The 25,824-nt window shown below is 42.9% G+C and carries 27 protein-coding genes, 1 tRNA gene, 1 pseudogene and 1 riboswitch; of the genes and pseudogenes, 11 read left to right on the top strand and 18 right to left on the bottom strand.

Annotated elements, in window-relative coordinates; translation table 11 throughout:
* Nucleotides 1–497 precede the first annotated feature (497 nt).
* Both hemQ and gerQ read left to right on the top strand, forming a co-directional pair.
* On the top strand, nt 498–1,259 hold the full coding sequence (gene hemQ / locus BIV59_RS08465; RefSeq protein WP_481747419.1) for a hydrogen peroxide-dependent heme synthase: 762 nt from the start codon (nt 498–500) through the stop codon (nt 1,257–1,259).
* A gap of 259 nt (nt 1,260–1,518) precedes the next feature.
* Nucleotides 1,519–2,004: a spore coat protein GerQ gene (gene gerQ, locus BIV59_RS08460; RefSeq protein WP_071351034.1), complete on the top strand. Its 486-nt coding sequence runs from the start codon at nt 1,519–1,521 to the stop codon at nt 2,002–2,004.
* Between the two features lie 344 nt (nt 2,005–2,348).
* Here gerQ and BIV59_RS08455 read toward each other — a convergent pair whose 3' ends face one another.
* From BIV59_RS08455 to BIV59_RS08445, 3 genes are all read right to left on the bottom strand, one after another.
* Nucleotides 2,349–2,717: a DUF423 domain-containing protein gene (locus BIV59_RS08455; protein WP_071351033.1), complete on the bottom strand. Its 369-nt coding sequence runs from the start codon at nt 2,715–2,717 to the stop codon at nt 2,349–2,351.
* A gap of 18 nt (nt 2,718–2,735) precedes the next feature.
* Nucleotides 2,736–3,035: a YwdI family protein gene (locus BIV59_RS08450; protein WP_071351032.1), complete on the bottom strand. Its 300-nt coding sequence runs from the start codon at nt 3,033–3,035 to the stop codon at nt 2,736–2,738.
* 125 nt (nt 3,036–3,160) lie between these two features.
* Nucleotides 3,161–3,847, bottom strand: a complete 687-nt coding sequence (locus BIV59_RS08445; RefSeq protein WP_071351031.1) for a uracil-DNA glycosylase — start codon at nt 3,845–3,847, stop codon at nt 3,161–3,163.
* Between the two features lie 216 nt (nt 3,848–4,063).
* Between BIV59_RS08445 and BIV59_RS08440 the strand changes: the two genes are divergently transcribed.
* Nucleotides 4,064–4,393: a YflT domain-containing protein gene (locus tag BIV59_RS08440; RefSeq protein ID WP_071351030.1), complete on the top strand. Its 330-nt coding sequence runs from the start codon at nt 4,064–4,066 to the stop codon at nt 4,391–4,393.
* Between the two features lie 116 nt (nt 4,394–4,509).
* Here BIV59_RS08440 and BIV59_RS08435 read toward each other — a convergent pair whose 3' ends face one another.
* The 4 genes from BIV59_RS08435 to mobA form a co-directional block, all read right to left on the bottom strand.
* Nucleotides 4,510–5,529, bottom strand: coding sequence for a MoeB/ThiF family adenylyltransferase (locus BIV59_RS08435; RefSeq protein ID WP_071351029.1), 1,020 nt, complete (start codon nt 5,527–5,529; stop codon nt 4,510–4,512).
* Nucleotides 5,530–5,535: 6 nt separating this feature from the next.
* A complete protein-coding gene (gene moaD, locus BIV59_RS08430) occupies nt 5,536–5,769 on the bottom strand; it encodes a molybdopterin converting factor subunit 1 (protein ID WP_071351028.1) in 234 nt (77 codons plus the stop codon).
* The gene (locus BIV59_RS08425; protein ID WP_071351027.1) at nt 5,762–6,226 is read right to left on the bottom strand and encodes a molybdenum cofactor biosynthesis protein MoaE; all 465 of its coding nucleotides are present in this window, start codon (nt 6,224–6,226) and stop codon (nt 5,762–5,764) included. The genes moaD and BIV59_RS08425 overlap by 8 nt, the downstream gene beginning before the upstream one ends.
* 132 nt (nt 6,227–6,358) lie before the next feature.
* On the bottom strand, nt 6,359–7,000 hold the full coding sequence (gene mobA, locus BIV59_RS08420; protein ID WP_071351026.1) for a molybdenum cofactor guanylyltransferase: 642 nt from the start codon (nt 6,998–7,000) through the stop codon (nt 6,359–6,361).
* Between the two features lie 200 nt (nt 7,001–7,200).
* On the opposite strand from mobA, the gene pdxK reads away from it, so the two are divergent.
* The 3 genes from pdxK (at nt 7,201) to bshB2 (ending at nt 9,290) form a co-directional block, all read left to right on the top strand.
* Entirely contained in the window at nt 7,201–8,031 is an 831-nt protein-coding gene (pdxK, locus tag BIV59_RS08415; protein WP_071351025.1) for a pyridoxine/pyridoxal/pyridoxamine kinase, read from the top strand.
* Between the two features lie 178 nt (nt 8,032–8,209).
* A complete protein-coding gene (locus tag BIV59_RS08410) occupies nt 8,210–8,557 on the top strand; it encodes a YojF family protein (protein WP_071351024.1) in 348 nt (115 codons plus the stop codon).
* A 58-nt stretch (nt 8,558–8,615) separates the two neighbouring features.
* The gene (gene bshB2, locus BIV59_RS08405) at nt 8,616–9,290 is read left to right on the top strand and encodes a bacillithiol biosynthesis deacetylase BshB2 (protein ID WP_071351023.1); all 675 of its coding nucleotides are present in this window, start codon (nt 8,616–8,618) and stop codon (nt 9,288–9,290) included.
* A 624-nt stretch (nt 9,291–9,914) separates the two neighbouring features.
* On the opposite strand, the gene BIV59_RS08395 is transcribed toward bshB2, so the two are convergent.
* Nucleotides 9,915–10,784 (bottom strand): Cof-type HAD-IIB family hydrolase, encoded by an 870-nt coding sequence (locus BIV59_RS08395; protein WP_071351115.1) that lies wholly within the window; start codon nt 10,782–10,784, stop codon nt 9,915–9,917.
* A 228-nt stretch (nt 10,785–11,012) separates the two neighbouring features.
* Between BIV59_RS08395 and BIV59_RS08390 the strand changes: the two genes are divergently transcribed.
* Both BIV59_RS08390 and BIV59_RS08385 read left to right on the top strand, forming a co-directional pair.
* A complete protein-coding gene (locus tag BIV59_RS08390; RefSeq protein WP_071351021.1) occupies nt 11,013–11,543 on the top strand; it encodes a C40 family peptidase in 531 nt (176 codons plus the stop codon).
* 417 nt (nt 11,544–11,960) lie between these two features.
* On the top strand, nt 11,961–12,938 hold the full coding sequence (locus BIV59_RS08385) for an aldo/keto reductase (RefSeq protein ID WP_071351020.1): 978 nt from the start codon (nt 11,961–11,963) through the stop codon (nt 12,936–12,938).
* Between the two features lie 92 nt (nt 12,939–13,030).
* Here the strand turns inward: BIV59_RS08385 and BIV59_RS08380 are convergent, their stop codons facing one another.
* From BIV59_RS08380 to BIV59_RS08345, 8 genes are all read right to left on the bottom strand, one after another.
* A complete protein-coding gene (locus BIV59_RS08380; protein WP_071351019.1) occupies nt 13,031–14,137 on the bottom strand; it encodes a PRK06851 family protein in 1,107 nt (368 codons plus the stop codon).
* 286 nt (nt 14,138–14,423) lie between these two features.
* A complete protein-coding gene (ybaK, locus tag BIV59_RS08375) occupies nt 14,424–14,897 on the bottom strand; it encodes a Cys-tRNA(Pro) deacylase (RefSeq protein ID WP_071351114.1) in 474 nt (157 codons plus the stop codon).
* A gap of 29 nt (nt 14,898–14,926) precedes the next feature.
* Complete coding sequence (locus BIV59_RS08370; protein ID WP_071351018.1) at nt 14,927–15,526, bottom strand: cob(I)yrinic acid a,c-diamide adenosyltransferase; 600 nt, start codon at nt 15,524–15,526, stop codon at nt 14,927–14,929.
* Between the two features lie 300 nt (nt 15,527–15,826).
* On the bottom strand, nt 15,827–17,143 hold the full coding sequence (locus BIV59_RS08365) for a heme ABC transporter ATP-binding protein (protein WP_346417318.1): 1,317 nt from the start codon (nt 17,141–17,143) through the stop codon (nt 15,827–15,829).
* Complete coding sequence (locus tag BIV59_RS08360; protein ID WP_071351016.1) at nt 17,140–18,195, bottom strand: FecCD family ABC transporter permease; 1,056 nt, start codon at nt 18,193–18,195, stop codon at nt 17,140–17,142. The genes BIV59_RS08365 and BIV59_RS08360 overlap by 4 nt, the downstream gene beginning before the upstream one ends.
* Complete coding sequence (locus tag BIV59_RS08355) at nt 18,161–19,108, bottom strand: ABC transporter substrate-binding protein (protein ID WP_071351015.1); 948 nt, start codon at nt 19,106–19,108, stop codon at nt 18,161–18,163. The genes BIV59_RS08360 and BIV59_RS08355 overlap by 35 nt, the downstream gene beginning before the upstream one ends.
* Nucleotides 19,109–19,232: 124 nt before the next feature.
* A riboswitch (cobalamin riboswitch) is annotated at nt 19,233–19,410 on the bottom strand.
* Nucleotides 19,411–19,646: 236 nt separating this feature from the next.
* On the bottom strand, nt 19,647–20,015 hold the full coding sequence (locus tag BIV59_RS08350) for a DnaJ family domain-containing protein (protein WP_083392096.1): 369 nt from the start codon (nt 20,013–20,015) through the stop codon (nt 19,647–19,649).
* A gap of 126 nt (nt 20,016–20,141) precedes the next feature.
* Nucleotides 20,142–21,740 carry a putative polysaccharide biosynthesis protein gene (locus tag BIV59_RS08345; protein WP_071351014.1) on the bottom strand — a complete coding sequence of 533 codons (1,599 nt, stop codon included), beginning with the start codon at nt 21,738–21,740 and terminating at the stop codon, nt 20,142–20,144.
* Nucleotides 21,741–21,967: 227 nt separating this feature from the next.
* Here BIV59_RS08345 and BIV59_RS08340 point away from each other — a divergent pair, with 227 nt between their 5' ends.
* The gene (locus BIV59_RS08340) at nt 21,968–22,234 is read left to right on the top strand and encodes an autorepressor SdpR family transcription factor (RefSeq protein WP_071351013.1); all 267 of its coding nucleotides are present in this window, start codon (nt 21,968–21,970) and stop codon (nt 22,232–22,234) included.
* A 4-nt stretch (nt 22,235–22,238) separates the two neighbouring features.
* Nucleotides 22,239–22,871: an SdpI family protein gene (locus BIV59_RS08335; protein ID WP_071351012.1), complete on the top strand. Its 633-nt coding sequence runs from the start codon at nt 22,239–22,241 to the stop codon at nt 22,869–22,871.
* Nucleotides 22,872–23,159: 288 nt separating this feature from the next.
* Here BIV59_RS08335 and BIV59_RS08330 read toward each other — a convergent pair whose 3' ends face one another.
* Nucleotides 23,160–24,029, bottom strand: coding sequence for a GNAT family N-acetyltransferase (locus BIV59_RS08330; protein ID WP_071351011.1), 870 nt, complete (start codon nt 24,027–24,029; stop codon nt 23,160–23,162).
* A gap of 187 nt (nt 24,030–24,216) precedes the next feature.
* On the opposite strand from BIV59_RS08330, the gene BIV59_RS08325 reads away from it, so the two are divergent.
* Nucleotides 24,217–24,290, top strand: a tRNA-Arg gene (locus tag BIV59_RS08325).
* 276 nt (nt 24,291–24,566) lie between these two features.
* Here the strand turns inward: BIV59_RS08325 and BIV59_RS08320 are convergent.
* Nucleotides 24,567–25,442: pseudogene (locus BIV59_RS08320) on the bottom strand (protein kinase domain-containing protein).
* Between the last annotated feature and the right edge of the window lie 382 nt (nt 25,443–25,824).

Below are 25,824 nucleotides of genomic sequence, written 5' to 3'. Positions count from 1 at the left end.
AAACACAAGAATGAGAGTTTTTCTGATTTTAAACATCCCTCAAACATGGTTGAAATTTTTAACGTAATCCATCAACTTTATCCTGCAGCAATCTTCCATGATGAAATAAAACGAATATGAATAGGCTCTTTTCTTAAAGATTGTTGTTACTTAAATAGTTCTCGAGGCAATTCCATTGTTATAGCAGGTTGATTGGAGCGGAAGGTGCGGAGACTCCTGCGGGATTAGCGGAACAGGTGAGACCCCGCAGGCGCAGCCGAGGAGGCTCACCACCGCCCGCGGAAAGCGAGCATCCTGGAGCGGAAATCACCCCCTTGTTCCATAGCAACAAAGTTTACGAAAACAGCCAACGAATAAAAGGCCCGTTTAAAGCAGCTCCCCTTGGAAATGCTGTAAATATGAACTTTTTTTGAACATAGTCTCTGTTCCTTACGGATTGGTGTTCTTATAAATATTCTTTAAATCAAACTATGGTATAGTAAGGATATACGTTTTGAATGATTAGGAGTGATTGTATGAGTGAAGCAGCACAAACACTTGATGGCTGGTATTGCCTTCATGATTTCCGCCTGATTGACTGGACATCATGGAAACAGATTTCCGGCGACGAGCGTCAACTGGCAATTTCCGAATTTCAGGGATTGCTTGATAAATGGAATACCGTACAAAGCAATAACGAAGGCAGCCACGCCCTATATTCCATAGTAGGACAAAAAGCTGATTTTATGTTAATGTTTGCACGCCCGACGATGGAAGAATTAAATCAGATTGAAATGGAATTCAACAAATCCAAATTGGCTGAGTTTACAATTCCAGCTTCTTCATATGTTTCAGTAGTTGAATTGAGCAACTATCTTCCTGGCGGAGAAGATCCCTACCAGAATCCTGGTGTACGTGCCCGTTTATATCCAATTCTGCCTAAGTCCAAGCATGTGTGCTTTTATCCGATGGACAAGCGCCGTGACGGAAATGACAACTGGTACATGCTTCCGATGGACGAACGCCGCAGCCTGATGCGCTCTCATGGCATGATCGGCAGAAAGTATGCCGGCCTTGTTAAACAAATCATTTCCGGCTCTGTGGGCTTTGATGATTATGAATGGGGTGTTACCTTATTCGCTGATGATGTGCTTCAATTCAAAAAGCTTGTGTATGAAATGCGTTTTGATGAAGTAAGCGCACGCTATGGCGAATTCGGTTCATTCTTCGTCGGTAATCTGCTTCCTGAAGAAAACATCCCTGCTTTTTTATACGTTTAAAACATAAAGCTTCCGGTTTCCCGGGGGCTTTTCCTTTTGCTCTCTTCAAGTTGTTTCCACGTACATACTGGCTTCCTCCCTTTTTGGAATAAATATTCAGCTAAGCCCATACAATTCAAATAGTGATGAATTCATTTCACCGGCTTAATAAATTTCGTTCATACATCTTCTTCAGCATCATGTGAGGTGGATTTTTTCAACATAGCCGAAAAGCTTTTTCGCGGCACGTTCATATTTTGCGATACTTGGAGGGAATGAAATGAATCAAGGAAATTATAATAATCCCTATGAGAATTACAGAACACCCTACACTCCATATGGAAATGTAAACCCATCTCAGAACATAGGCCAGCAGCAGGGCTATCAGCAGCCAATTTCGTATCCATCGCAGCAGCCCCAAATGCCTCCCGTGAGTGCCGGGGGATCACAGGGATCCGGAGGACCCCAGGTTCCTGGCATGCTTCCTGTCGAGGAGTCTTACATTGAAAATATTCTCCGGCTCAACAAAGGGAAGCTGGCAACCGTATATACCACGTTTGAAAACAACAAAGAATGGAACGCCAAAATTTTCAAAGGCATCATTGAAGCAGCAGGACGTGATCACCTTATTCTCAGTGATCCGCAAACAGGAGTACGCTACCTGATCCCAATGGTTTATCTGGATTATGTTACATTTGAAGAAGAAATCGAATATGAATATCCATACGGCGGAGGAGCAAACCTCGCCTCCTACCCTCCTCGATAAAAAGCGGAAGCGCCTTGTTCAGCTCGTGAAGCAAATAGGGTTTTGGCCTTGGAAGGCGCTCTTTGCCTTCTGAGGACAAAACATCTTTTGCACAGCGAGCTAGGCGCTGCAGCTGGATTCGATAAAAAGCGGAAGCGCCTTGTTCAGCCTTGACCAGCATAAGGCGCGTCAGAATAGAAGGTGCCCTTTACCTTCAATTCTTGAGTGACTTATGACCTCGAAAGGCTAGGCACTGCACTGGATCCGATAAAAAGCGGAAGCGCCTTGTTTAGCCATGACCGGCAAGGTGCGTAAAATAAAAAAAGGAAGGCAAAGCATTTTCATTAGCTTTTGCCTTCCTTTTTTTATAAATGCTTAGATACAGCTGTAATCAGCAGGACCCAGGCCGCAAGGAACGATACTCCGCCGAGGGGCGTAATGGCTCCGAGCGGTTTAATTTGAGTGACACTTAATACGTACAGGCTGCCGGAGAATAAGATGATGCCGGCAAACATCAGCCACCCTGACCAGTTGATTAGCGGGCTTGAGATTTTTCCTGCAATTATACCGAGGGCCAGAAGACCGAGGGCGTGAAACATTTCGTATGTAACACCTGTTTTCCAGACTTCCAGGTATTTATCCGGTATTTTCCCTTCAAGGCCATGCGCTCCAAAGGCTCCTAAAGCTACTGCAACAAATGCGTTAATAGCTCCTAAAATCAAGAATATTTTCATGCTTTTTCTCCTTCGCTCTTAAAAGTCAAATAGTGAATCACCATTCGCATCTTCCATTTTTACAGGCTTTGTTTGCGGCATAGAGACAGGTGAAGGTGGTTGCGTAACCTGGGTGCCAGTATAAAGACTTAGCTGCTGATCTGAACGGGCAGTGACTTCAGGCCTCTTGTCTGTATGCTCTTTGTCATCAATCAGAACTTCGCACAATGCCTGTATGGCTATTGCATAGCCAATCAGCTTATCCTGTGATTCAGCAAACTTTGCCTTAGTAATCATATCTTCCATTTTAGCCAATACTCTTCCTGATGAAATATCCATTCTTCCCACCTCATTCAGATGCCAGATCATTTTCCTTTTTTAGCATAACAAAAATGGCTTTTCCATTCAAAACTTGATTGGAATTATGATTCAAAATGTTTCATGTGGAACATTGTCGATTTTTACTATTTGTCTAAATCATGGATTTGCCAGTCAATTTCCTTTTCTCCTGCTTCATTAAGGTAAGCATTTACGGCAGAGAATGGCCGGCTGCCAAAAAAACCTCTGCTGGCTGAAAGCGGACTTGGATGAACTGATGTAATGATTTTATGTCTGCTGGTGTCAATTAAAGGTATTTTACTTTGAGCCGGCTTGCCCCATAACACAAATACAATTGGCTTTTGTCTGCTGCTCAGAATTTCAATCACCTTATTTGTGAACGTTTCCCACCCTTTCCCCTTGTGGGAATGCGCTTCACCCTCCCGGACAGTTAATACCGTATTCAGGAGAAGTACTCCCTGCTTCGCCCATTGTATTAAATAGCCATGATTCGGAATGCTGCAGCCGAGGTCGTCTCTCAGCTCTTTGAAAATATTTTTCAAAGAAGGAGGAATCCGTACTTCCGGTTTAACTGAAAAGCTTAGCCCATGAGCCTGATGCGGGCCATGATAAGGATCTTGTCCAAGTATGACAGCCTTCACATCCTCAAAGGACGTGTTATGCAAGGCATTAAAAATATCATTTTGCTCAGGAAATATCGTCCTTTGTGCATATTCATTCTTTAGGAACTCTCTCAGTTCCAAATAATAGGGCTTCTTAAATTCACTTGCCAGCAAAGGCTCCCAGTCATTATGAAGAATTTTTGCAGTCATTTCCCCTGTCTCCTTTCTCCGTAAGTTGTCTTCTAACATTATACGATAATAAAGGAACTTTAGCTTGCCGCAGACTATGGTTCTGCTGGCGGGATTTTAATGATGGCAGAAAATAGATGTTTTAGATTCTATCTAAACGGCTACATATAAAACATAGCTATTCACCATATCATTTAAAAATATCAAATCGGATAAATCTTAAGGAGGAATTTCATTATGTATCAAGTACATGTATTAGAAAACGGCGTTCAGGCAAAAGAAAAGATAGACGAGCTGACAACTTCAGGATTTACAAATGAAGATATTTATCTATTTGCACATGATAAAGACCGTTCAGAGCACTTAACGGAAAATACTGACACAGAATCAGTAGGCGTTAAAGAACAAGGCCTTCTGGATTCGGTGGGAAATCTATTCAAATCACGCGGCGATGAGCTTCGCAACAGAATGGGCAATCTTGGCCTGACAGAAACAGAAGCTGCCCAATATGAAAAAGAATTGGATAAAGGCAAGGTTGTGCTAGTAGCAAGCAAGGATGCTGATTGATCCAATAAATGAAACACAAAAGGGGCTGCAGTCTGCAGCCCTTTTCCATAAAGAAATCCAGCACCTTAGCCTCTTGGGGCCATAAGGTGCTGGATTTTTTTATACTTCTTTAATTTTCAGCCCAAAATCCGCTGATAGAAGGCTTTGGCGTGCGCAAGATCTTTTGTGCCATGAATCAATGCCCGTCCATCTCCAAACACAACCATCCTTTCTCCCTCATGCTCCAGGGAAACTAAAAATGGATTTGATTTCACTTGATACCCGCTTCCCGCCAAATCACAAGCAAGCTTATCAAGCTTGATAGCAAGTGGACGGGGCGGCCTTATCTGAACCGTATCCCGGCCGCAAAGAACTGTGGACTTTGTGGCATTTTCAAGCTGTAAAAAAGGATAAACTGCATTTTCGCCGCAGGAAAGGCAATCCTTTTTCCTTGCCTTGCCCATTTTTATAGTCTGATATTGATTTCTCCAAACATCAAAGGTAGAAAAGCCTGGAGAAACAGCTCCCCAGTCCTCTACTAGAATCTTAAAAGCCTCGGCAGACTGATGGGCAACCGTCATCATGACCGCTGGAGAAATAATGCCCCCGGTATCACAGGTCATTCCCTGTATGGGCATCGATCTTAGCAGACAATTCAGGCAAGGAGTCACACCCGGGATTATGGTGAAACTCATCCCCACACTTCCGACACAAGCTCCATATATCCAGGGTATCCGATGTTTCTGGGAAAGATCGTTGATAACCATCCTTGTTTCAAAGTTATCTGTCGCATCCATGATCAGTGATACACCTTCCAGCATTCCCTCGAGACTCACGGCTGTCGCATCCATAATAACGGCCCTTATATCGACTTCGCTGTTTATGATCTGCAAGTGCTTTTTGGCCGCCTCAGCTTTAGGCAGCTTTTCTTTCACATCTTCCTCCGTGTACAGCTGCTGGCGCTGCAGGTTGCTTTCTTCCACATAATCACGGTCCACAATAGTCAGCTTGCCGATGCCAGCCCTTGTCAGAATTTCCGCATTGGCAGACCCGAGAGCACCTGCACCAATCAGCAATACATGCTTTTCCCTGATTTTTTCTTGCCCATTTTCACCGACAGGGGCGAATAGAGTTTGTCTGGAATAGCGCTCATTCATCCTGCATTACCCCCCGCTGACCGGCGGAATAAAAGCAACGGTGTCTCCCTCTTGAAGAACCGTATCCTCATCGGCAAATTCCTCATTGATGGCTGTCATGGCAGAATCAAGCGTGTCAACGCCAAACTCCGAAGCGATTCTGTCCTTAAGGACGGAAACTGTCATGCCGCTTCCCTCAATAGAAATTTCATCTTTTCCAGCCGCATCCTTTAAATGAGCAAAAAACAAAACCTTAATCATTCAAATCCACTCCTTCAGGTTTTCCGGATGGATAACTGATGGTCTCTTTTTGATTTCCGATCCATTTTTCTCCATCTTCCCAATGTTCCTTTTTCCAGATAGGAACAATTTCCTTAATTCTTTCTATTGCATAGCGGTTGGCTTCATAGGCATCATTCCGGTGCGGCGTACTTACAGCAATGACCACTGCCACATCTGTTATTTCAAGCCTGCCGGTACGATGAGTAATCGCCGTTTTCGCATCTGGCCAGCGTTCCTTGATTTCAAGCCCAATCTGCTCTAGCTTTTTCACAGCCATCGCTTCGTATGCTTCATATATTAAATGCAAGGTTTTCTTTCCCTTGGTCATTTCCCTGACAGTTCCGATAAAAGTGGTGATTGCTCCTGCATTTCTATCCGATACTTTATCAATCACGTCTTGTATTTGAATAGGAGTCCCTGATATTTCATAGTTCATGAATTTCATCCTTTTTATAAAAAATTGCTTACCAAGATGTATCATATAAATTATATGCTATTGAACCCTGTTTACAAAGCTGTATGCTTCTAAACCATTCACTTATAGAACATACAGCATTACATCCAGCTATTAATTGAGGAAATGCCGGTATTCCCGTTCCATCTTTTTTGCCTTTTCATACTCCTCACGGTCATTCATATTGTAGAAGATGTGGGGGAAAAATTCAGGCTGCTGATGGAATAGTTTAAAATCTGTTTCCTTTAGCACTTTTACGCGCACTCCATTTAAGAATTGGCGCACTCTCAGCTGCCCCTCATCCAGACATGCCTGCAATACAGGCAGACAAGATTTTCTATACACGGCAAATAGAGGATGCATCTGGCCATGAATCTCAGGAACTGCTGCGTCATATTCCCCTATATGCATAACTATCTCACGGGCAGCTTCAGCCTTAATAAATGGCATATCGCAAGCAGCAATAAGGTTGATGTCAGTCTTTGAAGCACACAGCCCGGCGTGAATTCCCCCTAAAGGTCCAGAATCTTTATAGCGGTCTGCAATCATCGGCAATCCAAGGAATTTGTAAGATTCCGGGGTATTCGTAATCAGCAGCGCCCCACCCGCTTCTTTCTCTAATTCCCCGGCAATGGCAGCAATATTAACTCCATGTGACATACTTAAGAGAGCCTTATTTACACCCATCCTGCTCGACTTCCCGCCGGCCAGAAGAATAGCTGTCGTTTCACTTTTTCTCTTTTCTGTGTCCTTCATAAATCATTCCCCTTCGCATGGTACCTGCCGGACTAAATTATCGGCTATTGTACAAGATTACTCCATTTTCCTTATTCATGCACTTGAAGTTATAGCCGCCCATGGAAATCTCATTTCATGTAGTTTTAGCCGAATATGGTATACTAATCATAAGATATTTCAAAAGAAATACCGCAGATCTTTTTGGGGAGGCACGTATAATGACAATGAAAAAGGCACTTTCCATCGCGGGCTCAGATGCCAGCGGCGGAGCAGGAATCCAGGCAGATTTAAAAACATTCCAGGAGCTTGGCGTTTATGGAATGACCGCTTTAACAGTTATTGCAACTATGGATCCCAAGGATAATTGGAACCATAAAGTATTTACCCAAGATATAGATGCACTAAAGGCTCAATTAGATACAATTCTTTCAACCGGCATTGATTCCATGAAAACCGGGATGCTCGGAACAGTGGAAACCATTGAGCTCGCCGCCCGTACAATTGATGTAAACCAATTAAAGAATGTTGTCATCGATCCAGTTATGGTGTGCAAGGGAACAGATGAGGTCCTGAATCCGGAAACAGCCGTGGCGCTTCGCGAAGTATTGGTTCCGCGTGCGACTGTTGTAACACCGAACCTTTTTGAAGCTTGGCAATTATCACAAACTGGACCTATTAAAACTGTTGATGATATGAAAAAAGCCGCTGAAAAAATTCATGAACTTGGTGCTCAATATGTATTGATCAAAGGCGGAAGCAAGCTTGAACATGAAAAAGCAATCGACTTGCTTTATGATGGAAAAGAGTTTGAAATCCTTGAGTCAGAAAAGATTGAAACTGCTTATACGCATGGAGCCGGATGCACATATTCTGCTGCAATAACAGCGGAGCTTGCAAAAGGAAAATCTGTGAAGGAAGCCATTTATACTGCCAAGGAATTCGTCTCAGAAGCAATCCGCCATTCATGGAAGCTAAACCAGTATGTCGGCCCTGTTATGCACGGTGCATACCGCAGCTATGGTGCAGGCCGTCCGGAAGCTGAAAAATAAGATTCGCAAAGAGTGCTTGTTCCTTTTGGGACAAGGCTCTTTTTTTGCACTGTGAAAGCTTTTCTGGAAAACTCAATCTCATCCTTTCGCTTTTTGCTTTTGTTTTTAGTAAGATAGAAAGATACTATACATTAGCTATAGATATTCAGATTGCCGGGCTATTGAAGGAGGAGTTGCAATGAAACCAATCGATCGCACAGGAGTGCAGCAGGCTATAGATTCGTTTGCCCAACAAGATGTGTATTTGCATCTTGAAACAACGAACGGTGCATATGCCACTCATAATGATGAATCTTTTTTCTCAGCAGGAGCTTATATACGCAATGCATTCGTTCAATATGAACATGGAAAAATAGCAGGAACCGATCCCTACAGGGTTGGTTTGAAGCTTGAGATAGGCTGGATCTATGCTGAAGGCCTGACCCATTATGAAATTGATAATCAGGGAAGATTGCTGCTTGCCGGGCTTGATTTCACAGGCAAGCTTGCAGTAGCGCTCGAAATCAGTCCCTTCCCTTTTGAATAACAGGCAGAGACCTAACTTGCCGTTAACGCGGGATAAGTATCAGAAAGGAGCACATACATTGGAAAAAGAACGTCAGGTACTAGTTGTATTTCCTCATCCTGATGATGAGGCATTTGGAGTTTCCGGAACACTTGCTTCTTACGCAGAAATGGGCACCCCTGTAACCTATGTCTGCCTGACATTGGGCGAAATGGGCCGTAACCTGGGCAATCCGCCATTTGCAACAAGAGAATCGCTTCCTAAAATCCGCAAAAAGGAATTGCAGGATGCTGCAGATGCAATAGGCATCAAGGATTTGCGCATGATGGGACTTCGTGATAAAACAGTTGAATTCGAGGATGATGAGGAGCTGACAGGAAAAATTTCCGCTATAATCAGCGAATTGGATCCTTCTCTAATCATCACATTCTACCCTGGATACAGTGTCCATCCGGATCATGAAGCTACAGGCAGAGCAGTGGTCCGTGCTGTAGAACGCATTGATGAAGCAAGCCGGCCAAAGCTGTATTGCGCAGCATTTTCAAATAATTGTACAGATGAACTCGGTGAGGCGGATATCAACCATGATGTCACTGCAGTCCAGGATAAAAAGCTGGCAGCCATGAAAGCTCACCGCTCCCAGACTGAATCCATGCTTGCCACATGGGCAGACAAAATGAAGAACAATGATCCGCAGCTTCTTTCCTGGATCCGCAATGAACGCCTTTGGACCTATCAGTGGCCCAAAAAATAATTGAGAAAAACCTTCAAGGCCCTGAACATCCAGGCTTTGAAGGTTTTTTTCTAATTGTTCACTGTGTTACCTTATAATTTAACGTTTCGCTTTCCCCCGCTCTGCGACTTATTTTAACCGTGATCAGGCAACTCGCTCGAATGAAGTGCGAATTGGCTCGAATGAAGCTGGAATTCGCTCTAATCCATGCGTACTTGGCTCTAATTGTTAGCAAATCGTGTGAGATTATCCATAAAAATGGAATCTGGCAATTTTCGAAATAAGGCTATTCATTAAAGAGTGTTGTTTTTTGATGGGTTCTGTGAGGCAATCTCACCATTAAAGGGGGCTGATGGGAGCGAAAGGCGCGGTACTCCTGCGGTAAGCTGAGAACCTGCAGGTAAAGCCAAATAAAGTCAATACTGCCTTATGGAAAGCGAGCCCTGGAGCGAATGTCACCCAAAGTTTATGAAACTGCCTAAAAAAATAGCCTGCATGCAGCAGGCTCTAAAAAGGGGGATTACTATGAAAAATTCATCATGCTTTAAGGATAGCCCCTTTTTGTCTTTTTTATACATAAAAATCATTAAAAAATATGAATCAATCAAAGCCCGCAAATGCCAAGAACCAGGAAGCTTCCGGCTGTTAGATTTCCCGGCCTTCAAGCACACTTAAGATAGCATGTGCTACACCATCTTCATCATTGCGTTTTGTGACAAAGTCAGCCAGCTGCTGAATTTCATGCGGTGCATTCCCCATTGCAACAGAAATTCCGGCGGCCTTAAACATGGAGATATCATTATAATTATCTCCGATTGCCATTGCCTGTTCCAGGGATTTCCCCTTGCTCTCCAGGTATTTCCCGAGAGTAATTCCTTTTTGGGCTTGCTTATTTGTGATTTCCAGGTTGTCAAATCCGGAAGAGCTGACTGCAAAACGGTTTTCTTCAGTCAAAAATTCAGCTGTTGCATTCATTTTGTTATCATCATTGGAGAATGCAAGAAGCTTTAAATACTGAAGTTCAGGGTTATTATATAATATTTCATAATTTTCAACCGAAATGACATGTCCCAGCGTCAAGCGCTCCTTGGCACGATCTGTGGCTGTTTGCCGGTCAAGTTCTGGATTGGCCGTAATAAAAATATCAATTAATGCATTGACTGATTTCTCGTAGTTCCTGGAGTATACCCCTTTATCCGTGTAAATTTCAAAGTAAATTTTCTTCTCATCAAGGGTTTTGGCAGCAAATATGACGTCCTTGACATCGAGTGTGCTTGAATAGGAAGGTACGCCGCTTTCAGAAAAAACGGCGGCACCATTTACACAGATAACCGGGCACACGATATTTGCCTCGTCCAAAGCAAACCGGGCTTCCTGAAAAGAACGCCCTGTCACAATAACGATTTCCACTCCCTCTTTCTGTGCACGCTCTATAGCTCTTTTATTTTCCGCACTTACTTTTTGCTGCTTATTTAATAATGTTCCGTCCATATCAATTGCTATCGTTTGAATCAATGAATACACCCCGCATTTTTTCTTTTGCACTGTAATAAGTTCCCTATTGTTATCTTTCAGAAACAGCTTTTATTAACATACTTCCACTAATATGCTTTTTTTACACACTATAACATATTGTCTCCTCATCGCAGAGTTTTTTGTCCTGCGGGAACTGCTGCGTTTTCTTTTAACGCAAACGGGTACATAAAAAGTGATTAAAAATCCAAGAGATTGCGAGGAGATACTATGACGTCAAAGAAATCTTTATCAATGATGGCCGCTTCAGGAGCACTGGCCTTTTCAGCATTATTTGGTGCAGCTTCTGCACAGCCTGCCGCCGCAGCGCATGCAGAGACTAAAGAGCCTGCTATGCAAATCGTCAAAAAGATGGATGCGGATGCCATCCGGAAAAATGTAGCCATGTATGCTGCTTCTCTTAAAGGAAAGCCATATAAATATGGCGGTCAATCTCTGAAGGGGTTCGATGCTTCAGGGTATATTTCCTATGTTTACACCCATGCAAATCCCTCAAAAATGAAAGTGGAAAGAACAATAGCCAAGCAATATAAACAAGGTATGACTGTGAAGTCCATGAAGGATTTAATGCCAGGTGATGTCGTATTCTTCAGTTTCAATGGAAAAACACCTACATTTGCCGGAATTTACACAGGCAAAAACACGTTTTATGCCGTAACAAGCAAAGGCGTGACAATGGAGAAGCTTAACACCAAATACTGGTCAAAAGCATACGCTGGCGCAAAGCGCTGGATTAAATAAAGCAGAATATCTATCACAGGGAGCGATTCCTCCTGAGCCCGGCTTTGCCGGGTTTTTGCTTGTTCTTTATGCAGCAGCACATGCTCTTTTAAAAAGGCTGTTTTCGTAAACTTTGTTGCTATTAAACAAGGTGGTTGATTTCCGCTTCAGGATGCTCGCTTTCCGCGAGGCAGCCGGTGAGCCTCCTCGGCTGTTCTGCTCATCCCGCAGGAGTCTCGCACCTTACGCTCCAATCAACCTGACTTGACAATAGGACCGCCTCACATAACAAATTAAATATAAACAAAATGTATTTGTATTGCTGTTCGTCGAGAGGGATTTCTTTTTTTTTGCCATGAAAAGTTGTATGCTTTAGTAGTTCTGAAGATGAAGACGATTACATAACAACTAAATGATATAACGAAAGGGGTTATTTTTATGCGCGTGATGCCTTTAGAGAAACGAGAGGTTACAGCAAGCCGTTTAGTACTGGGCTGCATGGGATTTGGGGGCAGCTGGGACAGCAGCCCGATATCTGATGAAGATGTTACAAAAGCAGAGCAAGCCATCGATGAGGCCCTTTCTTTAGGAATTACAATGTTTGACCATGCCGATATTTATACAATGGGAAAAGCAGAGGAAGTCTTTGGCAGAGTGCTGAATTCCCGTCCTGGTTTAAGAGATCAGATGGTCATCCAGAGCAAGTGCGGAATTCGCTTTGAGGATGAAATAGGTCCTGGCAGATATGATTTTTCAAAAGAGCATATCCTGAACTCTGTGGATAAAATCTTACAACGTCTTTCCATCGAATACCTGGATATTATGCTCCTTCACCGTCCTGATCCACTCATGGAGCCTGAAGCAGTGGCTGAAGCCTTTTTACAGCTGAAGTCTTCAGGAAAAGTCCGCAATTTTGGTGTCTCCAATATGAATAAAGGCCAAATTCAGCTTCTTCAGGCTTTCACGGAAGAAAAGCTTATCGTTAATCAATTAGAATTAAATCTGAAAAAGCTTGACTGGGTAGATCAGGGGGTTCATGTCAACCAGGCGGCAGGAACTGGAACTCACTTTGGTGAAGGTCTGTTAGAGCACAGCATGCTTCATGATATCCAAATTCAGGCATGGTCTCCTTTGGCAAAAGGAATCTACTCAGGAAACGATTCTGAAAAGCTGTCTGAAGCTGATTTCAAAACTAAGGAGCTAGTGCAGAAGATGGCGGCTGAGAAGGGAACGTCCCGTGAAGCAATCGTTTTGGGCTGGCTTATGCGCCACCCTGCAATGATACAGCCTGTTATCGGCACTACAAACACTGAACGAATCAGAAATTGCATGGATGCCATCGAGATGTCAAAACAGATGACCCGCGAAGAATGGTATTCCCTTTATGTATCTTCCAGAGGCAGCAGATTGCCATAAAAACCAAGTGCCTTAAAGTTTGGCTAGGCATTACGGCTATAGAAGCAAGAAAAGGAAGAAGACAATCCTGTCTTTTTCCTTTTTCTAATTTGCTAACTTTTTGAAAGCTCCCCAGCAAGCGATTCGATTTCAGCTCCAATGCTGTTCTGGATTTCCTCTATTTTTTTGAAATTCATTGCTTTTACGTATATTTCCTCAAGCTTATCATGAAGAGACTTTGCTCTTGCCAAAAATGCATTTGCTTCATTCATCTTACCCTTGTACCTTGCAGAGATGTCGCTGATTGCTCCTGCATATATCTCGTCTGTACCCGGATTGACAGCCGCTTTATATAAATCTATAATTTCGTCTCCCTCTCTGCTGGGGAAATATTCATGTGGTGCTGTACTGTCAAAAATAGCGATGCCAATTTCCCTTACAATGACCATGTCCAGGCTTTCAGGATCAAATCCGCAGTGGTACACCTCAACGTCAAAACCTCTCTGCTCGGCGGCTGATGCCAGCTTTTTAAGCAGGGTTGATTTTCCTGATCCCGGGCGCCCTTTAAGAAAGTACCGCTTCGGCAGGTCTTCCGTTAAATTCGGAATAAAGTCCCGGGCTCCTTTAGGAGTCGCGGCACCCAGGAACCGATGCCTTACGTCAGCAGTCTTGTTAATGAAAATGTCCCCAAAGAAGGATTCCTTCCACTTAGCCGCCAGCACATTAAGCTTTCCAAAGTCTGTGCTTTCTATATAGATTTCTTCCCATTCATCATGTATGGACAGCGCCTCGGCAAATTTACCGTAAGCCGATTTAAAGGATGAACCGATTTGTTTTGTCAGTCTTACAATCTCTTCTTTTTGTGAAGCCAGAAGAGCTGAATCCCAGGCAACACCCAAGTTCACATACTCCTCAACGGCCCCTGGTGCTGCCGGTTCAATGACATGCGGTGCTGTGCCATCCACAATCCCGATTTTAAAGGCAGGGATAATGACTCCATCAATTGATTCATTATCTGAAGAACAGTGAAGGTATTCAATATCAAAGCCTTTTTTAACCCAATCCTCACCTGTTTTTTTCATTAATGTAGATTTACCCGTCCCCGGCCCGCCTTTTAAGATAAATAATTTTTCAAGTCCCTTAAGATTGGAATCATATAAACTATAAAAGCCTCTTGCTGTATTTCCCCCGGCGTAATAGTTTTTAATTTTACCTGTCAAGATCAAACACTCCCTTTTGTTCCGTGTTTCTCTACATTGACTAAGGTATGCCGCTATCCCCGCCTGGGTGAATACCTAAACGAAATTTCAGGCATGATTATGCAGTGAATTTTCTTTTTCAAGGCTGTTTTCGTAAATTTTGGTGCTTTGGACCAAGGGCGATTTCCGTTCCAGGATGCACGCTTTCCGCTGGGCAGGCGGTGATCAGCAATGCCTGCAGGGTCTCACCTTCACCCTAATCTAAAAAATACCCTTCCTCTGAACGGTTTGCTCACTTATGAAATTTTTACAGGGTATCCGTATTAATATTTTTAGTCAGCTGTTTAAATTGGGCTTCTACAGCCTTTTTTAAATCTGCAGGACTAATGATAATTTGGACACCGATTCTGCCCCCGCTTACTGCCATCTTTTCCAATGCTTCAGCACGGCAGTCAATGAAGGTTGGAAAAAGCTTCTTCATTCCCACAGGAGAGCAGCCGCCTCTGATGTAGCCTGTTACTTTTTGCAGCTCTTTGACAGGAAGCATTTCTACCTTTTTGGCTCCTGCAGCCTGTGCCGCCTTTTTTAAGTCCAGCTCATCCTCGACAGGAACAACAAAGACATAGAAATGTCTGCTTCCGCTGCGGGCAACCAGTGTTTTAAATACCGTTCCAGGCTCCTGCCCTGTTTTTTCCGCAACAGATATCCCGTCAATCTTTCCATCCACAGTATCATAGGTTTCCAAACTGTATTCCAGACTTTTAGACTCTAGAATCCGCATGGCATTGGTCTTGGTGATCCCCAATTCTCTCACTCCTTTTTCTCATCGCTCCGTTCCATTCTTTTTCCGCCCCTGAATACATTTGCGCTGCGAATATACTCCACATCCTTCACGCCAAGCCTGAAGTTAATGACACGGGCCAGGGCAAAGAAGTAATCAGATAGACGGTTTAAATACTGTAACGGCAGCTCTGAAACACTGCTATCTGTTTTAATTAATGAAACTACAAGCCGTTCTGCCCTCCTGGTTACAGTCCTGGCAATATGGATTGATGCCGCTGGCTTTGATCCGCCCGGCAGGATGAATTTCTCCAGTTCTGGAGCTTCTTCAATAAATTTATCAATTCGTTCCTCAAGGTAGTCAATACTTTCAGGTGCCAGCTTTTTTGGTGCCTTGTCAGAGACAGTGGCGAGGTCACCTCCGCAGTCAAAAAGCTCATGCTGGATTTTTTCCAGATCCTCCAGTACATCTCCAAATACAGACGGATCGAGTTCTGTTACAGCTTGTCCGACATAACTGTTCACCTCGTCCACTGTCCCGTAGGATTCAACACGGATGTCATCCTTATCGATTCGTCCCCCGATTACACTTGTTTTCCCCTTATCGCCTGTTCGTGTATAAATTTTCATTTAGTTCCCTCCCTATTTTAGCTGATTGATTTTCATATATGTCCTTAGGTCCTGACAGACTCTTTTATCAGCGGGCCCGTTATATGCACGACATTTCCTTTTGTATCCCAGCAGGCTTCCCTTTAGGATTTCGCCATCTTACAGGCTAACTCCTCCGCCAGCCAGCTTTTTGAAAATTTTGTATGTAAAATGACCGGTACCTACGATAGTTTAAGATTGCAGAGTCCGTTAAATGAACAAAACATGTTCAAAAAACATCTCCAAATGATTGAAGATGCTCCGGTATGTTAGAGACTGCATTCATAGCTCCAGCAGACAGCTCTCTATGCTGTCAGCAACCAGATCTTTTAAAGAAGTGATTTGCTTTCGCTCTTTGATTTCTTTTCCTTTTTGAGTAGAAGCAACTAAAATCTCTGTATGAGGATTTTGGGTCCCGTCTCCTGAATGTGCCCTTGCTTGTGCGTTTGCACAGACGGCAACACACTCTATCATCGCTGCCTCTGATAATGCTGCATCGATAAACACCCATATCACCCGCTGATCCCTATGCTCTTCTGTACTGTGAATCATGACTGCAAATACAGAATTATCATGTGCGTACCCAGTACTCACATTAAGACGGTCAGCATTTGTACTAGACCAATAGGTTCCTGAATCAAATTCCAAGCTGCCATCATGAGTTTGTTCAGTCTTCATTAAAAATCGGCTGTACCAGCTTATCCCGTGCTCGGTAGATACCGTTTTCAGCGGAATAGGAGATTGAAACTCAACGACGCCGGGTTCAGTGTGCAGAAATTCTCCGCTCATTTTATAGCAGCCATCATTGCCGGCGGCTCTTTCAGGCATTATGACCATTTGAGGCTTATCGACAGCAGGGTGGCTTTGTTTAAGAATTTCGGTATTATATACCCTGCTGATCCGCTGTTCCTGCAGTACATGATGCGGAACAGCTAGCAGGTCCATTTTTCCCTTCTCCATAAGAAGCAGCCTGTCGCAATAAAGGGCGGCCAGATTCAAATCATGAAAGATGGAAATGACCGTAAGGCCTCCTTGGGATGTCCACTTTCTCAGCAAATCCAGGAGTTCTTTTTGAAAGGAAAGATCCAGATGATTGGTGGGCTCATCCAATAGCAGGATCTCAGGCTCCTGTGCCAGGGCCTGCGCGAGAAATACACGCTGTCTCTCTCCTCCCGAAAGCTCCTGTATGTACCTATTCCCGAAGGAGTCCACTCCTGTATCGGCCATGGCTTTTTGAACAATTTCTTCATCCTTTTCATTCCATGACTGCAGCCATCCTCTTTGATGGGCATATCTCCCGAGAGAAACTGTTTCTTTCACCGAATAGGCAAAGCTCTGATCATAATGCTGCGGCAATACAGCCACAATTCTGGCAAGTTCTTTAGCTGAATATTCATTCAGGTTTTTGCCCTTTATTTCAATTCTTCCTTTTTGTGCCTTAATAATCCCGCTCAGCATTTTTAACAAAGTAGTCTTACCGCTTCCATTTGGCCCAAGTATTCCAAACAGCTCTCCCTGCTTAACTTCAAAGGATATATCCTGCAAGACGGACCGGCCCCCATAGCCGCCCTCCAATCTGTCCGCACTCAGCATCTTCATCCCCTACTTTCTGCTCTTCTCTTTAATAAAATTACCGCAAATGCCGGGGCGCCAATCAGGCTTGTAATCACACCAATCGGCAATTCGGCCGGTGCAATAATAGTGCGTGAAATAAGGTCGGCCAATATTAGAAAACCGCTCCCTGAAAGCATCGAAAGCGGCAGCAGATGCTTGTGGTCGGGCCCCCAAAGAAGCCTAGCAAGATGAGGAATGACCAGCCCGACAAATCCAATGGTCCCTGAGACCGCTACAGCAGCGCCTGTTAATATGGAGCCTGCAATCAGGATGATCAACTTTCTTTTCTGAACATCCACACCAAGATGACGGGCCTTTTCTTCGCCAAAAGACATGGCATTCAGTTCCCGCGCATTCAGCACCAGCAATAATGCGCCGATGATAAAAAATGGCAGCAGGATCACGATATAATCCCATCCCCGCATCGAGACGCTTCCAAGCAGCCAGCCAATGATCTGCCGCAGCTCCTCCCCGCTCAAGGCAATCATCAGTGAGATGACCGCCCCTAAAAAGGAACTGAAGATAATACCCGTCAGGATAATGGTCTCAACCTTCATGGCCGGGTCAATTTTGCGCGAAAACCCAAGCACGATGAATATCGTAATCATTGAAAACAAGATGCTGAGAAGCGGCAAAGTGAACAACCCTAAAAAAGGGATGGACATGTTAAAGAATAATGTAAGGACTGCGCCTGCAGAAGCGCCTGAAGAAACACCGAGTGTATACGGATCAGCCAGCGGGTTTTGCAGCAGCCCCTGAAATGAGGCACCTGCAACAGCTAGAGAAGCCCCGACAAGCCCTGCTAAAATAACGCGCGGAAGCCTTATGTTCAGCACTATATTCGTGTACATGGAATCGGAATAATCAAGGGGAAGGTGAAATACACCCTTCCCGATGATTTGGAGAATGCTTAAAAAAGGAACTGAAACACTGCCTATGGAAATACCCATGAGGGCAGCCCAAACTAAAAAAGCAGCTGCCGCGGCATAGGCAAGCCCCCGATTATTTAAACGTTTCCGGATAGACTGTTTTAGCAAGTTCCTCTACTCCTTCAGCAAGGCGCGGGCCTGAACGTGTCAGAAGATCTGTATTCACATCAAACACCCGTTTGTTCTTTACTGCATTCACATCCTGCCAGCCTTTTCTGTCCAAGACCTGTTTGCTTCCGCCGTATGTTGTGATAATGACATCCGGATTATGCTTAATCATAGCTTCCTGATCCAGTTTAACCCATCCATTTTGGTCTCCAGCTGCATTTTTAGCATGTATGATGCCTGTCATTTCATCCATAAAAGTATTTTTTCCTGTTGTATAGATTTCCGGTGCAGGAGACACTTCAAAAAGAACTTTCTTCTGTTCCTTTATGCCCTCAGCCTTTTTTTCTATCCCTGCTATTTTTTTCTTCATGCCGTCAATAATCTGATCCGCTTTGACCTTTTCCCCTGTTGCTGTTCCAATCAGTTCGATGCTTTGATATACTTTGTCAAAGCTTTGGGCATCGTTTACCACAACAACAGGAATTCCGGCATCCTGCAGCTGTTTATGCAGGTCAGCTGCACTTTTTATGATAGATTCATGAGTCAGCACCAAATCCGGCTTCAAGGAAAGGATTTTTTCGACGTTGAATTCCATGCCGCCTATTTTTTCCTTATTCTTCACGTCACTTGGATAGTTATCAAAATCAGAGACTCCCACAACCTCTTTGCCAAGGCCTAAAGCATAGGCGGTCTCTGTGTTGCTTGGGATAATGGAAACAATCCTCTTAGGTTTCTTTTCAATTTTCACTTCATTTCCGGAAGCATCTTTTACCTTCAGCGGAAATACTGCGGTTTGCTCCGTTTTATTTTTGCTTTCTCCTGAATCCTCCGTTTTCTTCTGTTCCGGGGCGCACCCTCCCATAAGCATGCCAACCAGAGTCATTAAAAACAGCAGTGAAAAGATTTTCTTCATTCTACACAACCTCCGCTTTCTTCATTTTTCCCTAAAACAAAAAAAACTCCAATAATCATTGGAGATAGCTGCATGGCAAAATATTAACCTTGTCCGCCACACACCTCCCCATCCTCGCGGGTTTATTGGTGTACAGTTACAGGCAGGTCTCCTGGCTTATGGTCATTGTCTGCAGCGCCTTCCCGTAGCTTGTACAGTGGCCTATTGCTGCTTACTCCCATTTACAGTGGCGGGACCGCGCTGGCATTTCACCAGCTTCCCTTTTAAGTCTTAAAAAAGACACCCAGTACTGTTTTCACATTTATTTTGTTCATATCGATTATACACCAAACGATATTGAAAAAAAGAGATGTTTGCTGTTTACGCATGCAAATGTTTAGAAATTTCATAGAGCGGAAGGCGGGGAAAAGGATTGCATCAATCATTCTGCCATGAAATCGCTGTTTAAAAATAGAGGAGATCATCTAATAGAGCCAAACAAAAAAAGAGGCTGATTGCCAAAAAAATTAGCCGCTCGCCCTCTTTCCAGTCATAATCTCTATAGCCAGGATTTCATCTGTGTCCTGATGGAGTCCTTTTCAATCAGTCCCCGCTGCATACTGACCGGGCACTGACTATTATACTTTCTTATTTTTTCGTTAATAGCAGCAAGAAGAACTCCGGCTTTATCCTGCTCAACTGCTTCTTGCAGAAGATCTCTTATTTCCTGCTGGAGCTTCACCCAGGGAGGCAGGTATCCTGCATTTTTTGCTGTATTGACAAAGTTATCATACACATTTCCCGTAAACAGCTTTTTGGGTAAAGGCTTTCCGTATCCCGGGTTCGATTTTAATCCTGCTTCATCTCTTTCATATTCTCTAAAAATCTCCGACATTAAGTCTCTTGGGCCTTCATTATTGGAATTCATGTCATCCCTCCTATTTCGGCTTGCTATCTTTCTAATTATACCACCCGCCCTCTTGCCGGAACGCTGAATTATCTGAAAATTTTGTGTCAAAAAAAGCAGCACCCCTATTGGGAATGCCGCCATCATCTATTGTTTCATTTTAATATATTTTTTTATCCTGGTAAAATTCAGCGCATATAGCACACCGCCAAATGCCAGTATGCCAGCAAGAACTCCGATAATCACAACAATTAACTCATTCACGTAAGTCGCCTTTGGAAAAAACAAAGCCATCAAAAGGTTTTTCACCGCTGACACGACAAGTACCATAATGACGGTGGAAGCGATGAGACTTATGAGCCTGAATTTTATATTTTTGAGATTGATGCCGATATTTCTATTTATAACGATGATATTTACAGTCAAAGATGTAAGATATCCAAAGTATGTTGCAATGATGAATCCGGACTCAGGATAGTAGTTTGGCAGAATGAAGTTCAAGGCCAGCTTAACTATGAGACCAGCTGCAAGACCAGCGATTGCTTTTTTTTGCTGATTCACGGTCTGAAGGATGGATGTTGTAACGCCATAGATGGCAATAAGAAGACCTGCCGGAGCATAAACCCTCAAGAGCCCACCCCCCATTTCAGGAGTTGCATTAGGAAACATAATGTAATAAAGAGGCTCTGCTAAAGCAAACATTCCAAATGCAGCCGGCAGCATGATGGTCATCAGCACCAGGAAGGACTGGTTCATCTGCTTTCTCATCAATTTATAATTATTGGCAACAAAGGATTTCGTCATATTCGGGATAATTGATACACTGAGACCCGTCGTGATTGAAACCGGAAGCAATACAAGGACCTGGGCATATGAAATGACACCATTAATATCCTCAGCGTCATGCTGCTTAAAGCCTATATGCATTAAAATCCTATTAATCGAATATGAATCGATATTCTGATATAGCGGTAAGCTCATTCCCATCACAACAAAAGGAATCGAATGCTGAATAATCTCCTTGAAAATTTCCCTGATGGAAATGTCGGGGCTTCCCTCTCTTGCCGCAGCTGGACTGAAGATATGATCCCTTCTTTTCCAAACCTGTTTAATAAGTACAGCAATTCCAAAAACAGCTCCAATAAACGCAGCAAAGGTGGCAACTCCCACTGCAGCCGTTACGGACAGATGCAGGAATTTTATTGTGACAAAAACTCCTGCCAAAATAAAGATAACCCTTGCAATTTGTTCCACTACCGTACTTACAGCTGGCGGACCCATCGTCTGGTGCCCCTGGAAATAGCCGCGGAGAAAACTCATTGGCGGGACAATAATCAAGGCAAAGCTCACCAGCTTAATATTAAAGATGACACTTTCCAGCGAATTTCCGCTGCTGCTGTCATTAACGACAATTCTGGCCATTAAAGGGGAAAGCATATAGAGAACGAGAAAGGCGGTAAATCCAGAAGCCAGCATCAAAAGGATGCCTGATTTAAAGATTCTCTGCACCACATCCTGCCGTTCCAATTCATTATATTTAGATATCATTTTGGAAATGGCAAGCGGAATGCCCATGGTGGATAAACTGATCATGATGGCATAGGGTCCATAAGCATATCTGTACAGAGCGTTCCCTGTACTCCCGATCATCATTCCAAGCGGGATCATATAGATAAATCCGAGTATCTTGGAGATAAAGGATGCAGAAGAAAGCTGGACTGTACCTCGCAATAATTTATTGGCCATTAATCGTACTCCCATTTATATCAAATAAGTGCATGTGAAAACAAAACCTGCGTATCTAAAATAACACTTGCTTGGCTAAATTCCAAATGAATTATTTCACTTCATAAAAAAACTTTATATGTAAAACATGCGAGCAGCCTATTTACTTTTGAAAACGGACGTTTTATAATTTAGTTAAATAACTAAATACTTAATTGAAATGACCAGGAAGGGAAGAATTTTTTGTTATGAACGACGCATTTAAAGCCCTGTCAGACGCTACAAGAAGGAAAATCCTCGACCTGCTGAAAGAGGAGGATTTAAGTGCAGGAGAAATTTCAGATCACTTCAGCATGAGTAAGCCAAGTATTTCTCAGCACTTGAAAATCTTAAAGAACGCCGGGCTCGTTAATGATGAAAAAAAAGGACAATTCATCGTATATTCATTGAACACCACCGTCTTCCAGGAATTAATAAGCTGGGCTTTTAATTTTGTAGAAAAAGAGGAGAAGTGATTGTATGAAAAAGCACCTTATTCCAATAGTAATCATAGGAGCTACTGTCATGCTTTGGCTCATTTTTTACCGGGACCTTCCCGGAAAGATTCCCGTTCACTGGGGCACAGACGGAGCGGACGGTTATGGAACCAAACTGGATGCGATGTTAATGAATACAGGGATGATGATTCTGCTGTATGTCATCCTCGCTTTTAGTCCAAAACTTGATCCAAAAAAGGAAAATTACAAGTACTTCAAAAGAAGTTACGGAATGATCACCTACTGTCTGTTGATGTTTTTCTTTTTCATCAATATATTTACCATTTTATCCGGTCTTGGCTATCAGCTGCCGATGAGCCATCTTGTCACTATTTTTGTGGGACTATTGTTTATCGTCATCGGAAACTACACAAACTCTTTGAAGCCTAATTATTTTGTCGGAATTAAAACACCTTGGACACTGAGTAATGAAACAGTCTGGAAGAAAACCCACCGATTTGGCTCCAAAACCTTTATGATTGCCGGGGTTTTATTGATGGCTTCTGCCTTTTTGCCTGCCGCACTGCTCACATCCGTCATGATTCCAATCATCCTGGCAATTGCCCTGCTCCCCATTGTCTACTCATATTTTATTTTCAAAAAGACAGTAAACTAATCAAAGAAACAGGGTCCCGAGTGTAACGGACCCTGTTTTCATTAAAATATTGGCTGTTTTCGTAAACTTTGTTGCTATAAAACAAGGGGGTTAATTTCCGCTCCTGGATGCTCGCTTTTCGCGGGGCAGCCGGTGGCCTCCTCGGCTGCGCCTGCTTAGGTCTCACCTGTTCTGCTAATCTAAGCAGGAGTCTCGCACCTTACGCTCCAATCAACCTGACTTGACAATGGTAACGCCTCACAAAACAAATTAAAAAACAACAATCTTTAAGAAATGAGCCAAAATATTTCAAAGCGGGCTGGCATAGTAGTCGATGCTTCTTACTGTTACAAATCCGCACGATTGATATAAATGCAATGCCCCTTCGTTCTCCGCGGCCACTTCGAGAGAATTATATTTTTTCTTCAGCACTTCTTGTGTGTATTGGATGCTCTGCTGCAGGATTTGCCGTCCGTAGCCTTTGCCTCTCAGCTTTTCCATAACACTGAAACCGTATATAAAAACATTGTCCGGCTCAAGCTTCAGACCGATTTTACCGACCGGCATCCCCTCTATTTCGGCAATAAGTGTAACATCCCCGCTATTTTCCATCCTGCTTTTTAAGAACTCCGCCGCTTCCTCCTTTGATATGGAAAACCCTTCTTGATTAAGCGTGACTAATGTTTCAAAATCACCAGGCTCGGTTTTCCTTAAAGAAATAGATCCCGGCCGCGCAGGGAGAGCCCCATCTTTACGTTCCATAAAATACTCCGAAAAGGAATACTCTGCTTTTTTCGCAAGGGCAAATTCCTTTCCTGTTGCTGAATTGCCAGGACAAATCAAAAGAATTCGCTGAAACTTATTCTTCCTGCATTCTTCCTCAGCCTTTTTCAAAAGAGCAGAAAAAATCCCTCTCCTTCTAAAGTCCGGATGTACCATCCCGCTTATTTCTGCCTCTGTCCTGCCAAAGAAATAAATCCCCAGGAAACCCGCCAGCCTCCCATCTTCATAATATAAAAGGTCATTTACCTCACTGCCCCGCCTTTTGCAAAGCATACTCCAATTTAATTTCATCTCGATTCCATCATGCTTCACACAAATCAGCTCAAGTTCCTTAATTTCTTCAAGCTCAGCAGCACTCAGGGTAATGCGTGGCACTACTTTTTGTGATTTTTCCATCTATCTCTTCTCCTTTATGATCTATGCCATCTTCATATATATTCTAAAAAGCCCCCGTCATTTCCTCTGAAAATTCCTTATAATTTCATCAAATCAGAGACTATAAATGGGAGGTTAGAGAATTATTTAACCAATATACTTGAAAAGTAACTGCGGCCGGCATATAATATAACAGATGCTTCAACATGTCCCAGTAGCTCAGCAGGATAGAGCGACAGCCTCCTAAGCTGTAGGTCGTAGGTTCGATTCCTATCTGGGACGCTAATAAAAACCTCCAAGCCCTTAAGGGCTTGGAGGTTTTTTGTTATTGGGCTAATATTGGTCATTTCAAAGTGTTGCCTATGTTTAATTATGCTGATTTCGTAAATATGTTGCTATGGAACAAGGGGGTTGATTTCCTTTCCAGGATGCTCGCTTCCCGCTAATCCCGCAGGAGTCTCGCACCTTACACTCCAATCACCCCTGTTTAGCAACTAAATCGCTTCACAGAAAATATAAAAAAACAACAATCTTTAAGAAAAAAGCCTTTAATAAAAACTATTTTAATGCTTTATTCCACGCTTCATAAAATTCTTTCACAGTCGCATAACGATTATTTCGCTCTTTTTCAACAGCTTTAAAGGCTACTTCATATAATTCCTTGTCAGCTTCCCACTTTGCCAAGGTGTGATTCATTTCTCCGCCTAACAAGCCAAAAGCAATGGCTCCCATTGTAAAAACATTGGTTCTTGAATTAATAGGGGCCCCTAAAGTGAATTCCTCTGGAGCTTTAGATCTTTTAGCACCCCAAAAATGCTCCCCTATATTATTTACAAAAGGGGATTTACGATAAAAATCTATATCACAAATTTTCGTTTTATGATATTTAAAATCATATAATATACTTCCATCATAAAAATCTACTGCAATGAACCCTTGTGATTCTACAAAAGTATGAAAAGAAAAAATTGTATCAAGGGCGTCCAAACGTTTTCTAATAACAAGGCTTCGAAATCTATAGAATGGAGACTCAGGGTTTGTATACTTAGCCATTCCCCCAAAAGACCAATGAGAATGCAGGCATTCACCTTCGACCCATTCAAATACTGCTGCATAACCTTTTCCAACAGAAAAATGGTCAACCAGCTTTATTAAATTTGGATGCTCTAATTTCTTATAAATTGATATTGCCTCTATTAAGCGATCAACTGCATCTTTTGTGTCACCTGAAAATTCCAGCGTTTTAGCTCCAGCATATTTGACAAAAAGCTTTTTATTGTTAATTTCTACTCCAAAACAAATATTCCCGGAATCCTATTCATCGAATACACAAAAAACATCCCCAATTTTTTTTAGCCATAAAAAATCATGATGCTCTTTTAACTGGAATCTCACTTTGCCAATTTCTATCGTATATCGGCTCTGTTGCTCTATATATCCCAAAATGATAATCCTCCTATATGTAGGGGACACGCAGTTTATAGGGGAATGATACGCTTACCCACTAATCCAATTTAACCCCATTAAGTATAATTGCCATTTTCATATTACAACGCCACCTTTCATTTCATTAACTCAGGCATTAATGCCTCAAAGCTTATTTGCACTTATACTTACAGCACATACCTTAGAATCACTTATAAGGTGAAAATTCAACAACTCTAAGCTGTTATCCTTCTTTTCCAAACCTGCAGATTTATTATTCGAAAAAAACCACATCAAAAAACCGCCCATAAAATCCAGGCGGTTTTATCCATTTCTAATATTTTTAGCTTTCTCGCAGGTCATCCCAGGTTTGTCTGAAGCCCTTAGAGAA

Origin of the sequence: Bacillus sp. MUM 13 (assembly GCF_001866725.1) — a bacterium.
Taxonomy (GTDB): domain Bacteria; phylum Bacillota; class Bacilli; order Bacillales; family DSM-1321; genus Peribacillus.
Note: the sequence above shows the minus strand (reverse complement) of the source record. Positions and strands in the feature narration are given on the sequence as shown.

Coding starts and splice junctions, on each gene's coding strand:
- ybaK (WP_071351114.1), bottom strand. CDS start 14,897: ATGCGGATTCTAGAGTCTAAAAGTCTGGAATACAGTTTGGAAACCTAT.
- hemQ (WP_481747419.1), top strand. CDS start 498: ATGATTAGGAGTGATTGTATGAGTGAAGCAGCACAAACACTTGATGGC.
- BIV59_RS08450 (WP_071351032.1), bottom strand. CDS start 3,035: ATGGATATTTCATCAGGAAGAGTATTGGCTAAAATGGAAGATATGATT.
- BIV59_RS08365 (WP_346417318.1), bottom strand. CDS start 17,143: ATGAAGATGCTGAGTGCGGACAGATTGGAGGGCGGCTATGGGGGCCGG.
- mobA (WP_071351026.1), bottom strand. CDS start 7,000: ATGAAGGACACAGAAAAGAGAAAAAGTGAAACGACAGCTATTCTTCTG.
- BIV59_RS08345 (WP_071351014.1), bottom strand. CDS start 21,740: ATGGCCAATAAATTATTGCGAGGTACAGTCCAGCTTTCTTCTGCATCC.
- BIV59_RS08440 (WP_071351030.1), top strand. CDS start 4,064: ATGTATCAAGTACATGTATTAGAAAACGGCGTTCAGGCAAAAGAAAAG.
- BIV59_RS08410 (WP_071351024.1), top strand. CDS start 8,210: ATGAAACCAATCGATCGCACAGGAGTGCAGCAGGCTATAGATTCGTTT.
- BIV59_RS08390 (WP_071351021.1), top strand. CDS start 11,013: ATGACGTCAAAGAAATCTTTATCAATGATGGCCGCTTCAGGAGCACTG.
- BIV59_RS08355 (WP_071351015.1), bottom strand. CDS start 19,108: ATGAAGAAAATCTTTTCACTGCTGTTTTTAATGACTCTGGTTGGCATG.
- BIV59_RS08425 (WP_071351027.1), bottom strand. CDS start 6,226: ATGAACTATGAAATATCAGGGACTCCTATTCAAATACAAGACGTGATT.
- BIV59_RS08330 (WP_071351011.1), bottom strand. CDS start 24,029: ATGGAAAAATCACAAAAAGTAGTGCCACGCATTACCCTGAGTGCTGCT.
- BIV59_RS08385 (WP_071351020.1), top strand. CDS start 11,961: ATGCGCGTGATGCCTTTAGAGAAACGAGAGGTTACAGCAAGCCGTTTA.
- gerQ (WP_071351034.1), top strand. CDS start 1,519: ATGAATCAAGGAAATTATAATAATCCCTATGAGAATTACAGAACACCC.
- pdxK (WP_071351025.1), top strand. CDS start 7,201: ATGACAATGAAAAAGGCACTTTCCATCGCGGGCTCAGATGCCAGCGGC.
- moaD (WP_071351028.1), bottom strand. CDS start 5,769: ATGATTAAGGTTTTGTTTTTTGCTCATTTAAAGGATGCGGCTGGAAAA.
- BIV59_RS08340 (WP_071351013.1), top strand. CDS start 21,968: ATGAACGACGCATTTAAAGCCCTGTCAGACGCTACAAGAAGGAAAATC.
- BIV59_RS08350 (WP_083392096.1), bottom strand. CDS start 20,015: ATGAATTCCAATAATGAAGGCCCAAGAGACTTAATGTCGGAGATTTTT.
- BIV59_RS08335 (WP_071351012.1), top strand. CDS start 22,239: ATGAAAAAGCACCTTATTCCAATAGTAATCATAGGAGCTACTGTCATG.
- BIV59_RS08435 (WP_071351029.1), bottom strand. CDS start 5,529: ATGAATGAGCGCTATTCCAGACAAACTCTATTCGCCCCTGTCGGTGAA.
- BIV59_RS08455 (WP_071351033.1), bottom strand. CDS start 2,717: ATGAAAATATTCTTGATTTTAGGAGCTATTAACGCATTTGTTGCAGTA.
- BIV59_RS08370 (WP_071351018.1), bottom strand. CDS start 15,526: ATGAAAATTTATACACGAACAGGCGATAAGGGGAAAACAAGTGTAATC.
- BIV59_RS08445 (WP_071351031.1), bottom strand. CDS start 3,847: ATGACTGCAAAAATTCTTCATAATGACTGGGAGCCTTTGCTGGCAAGT.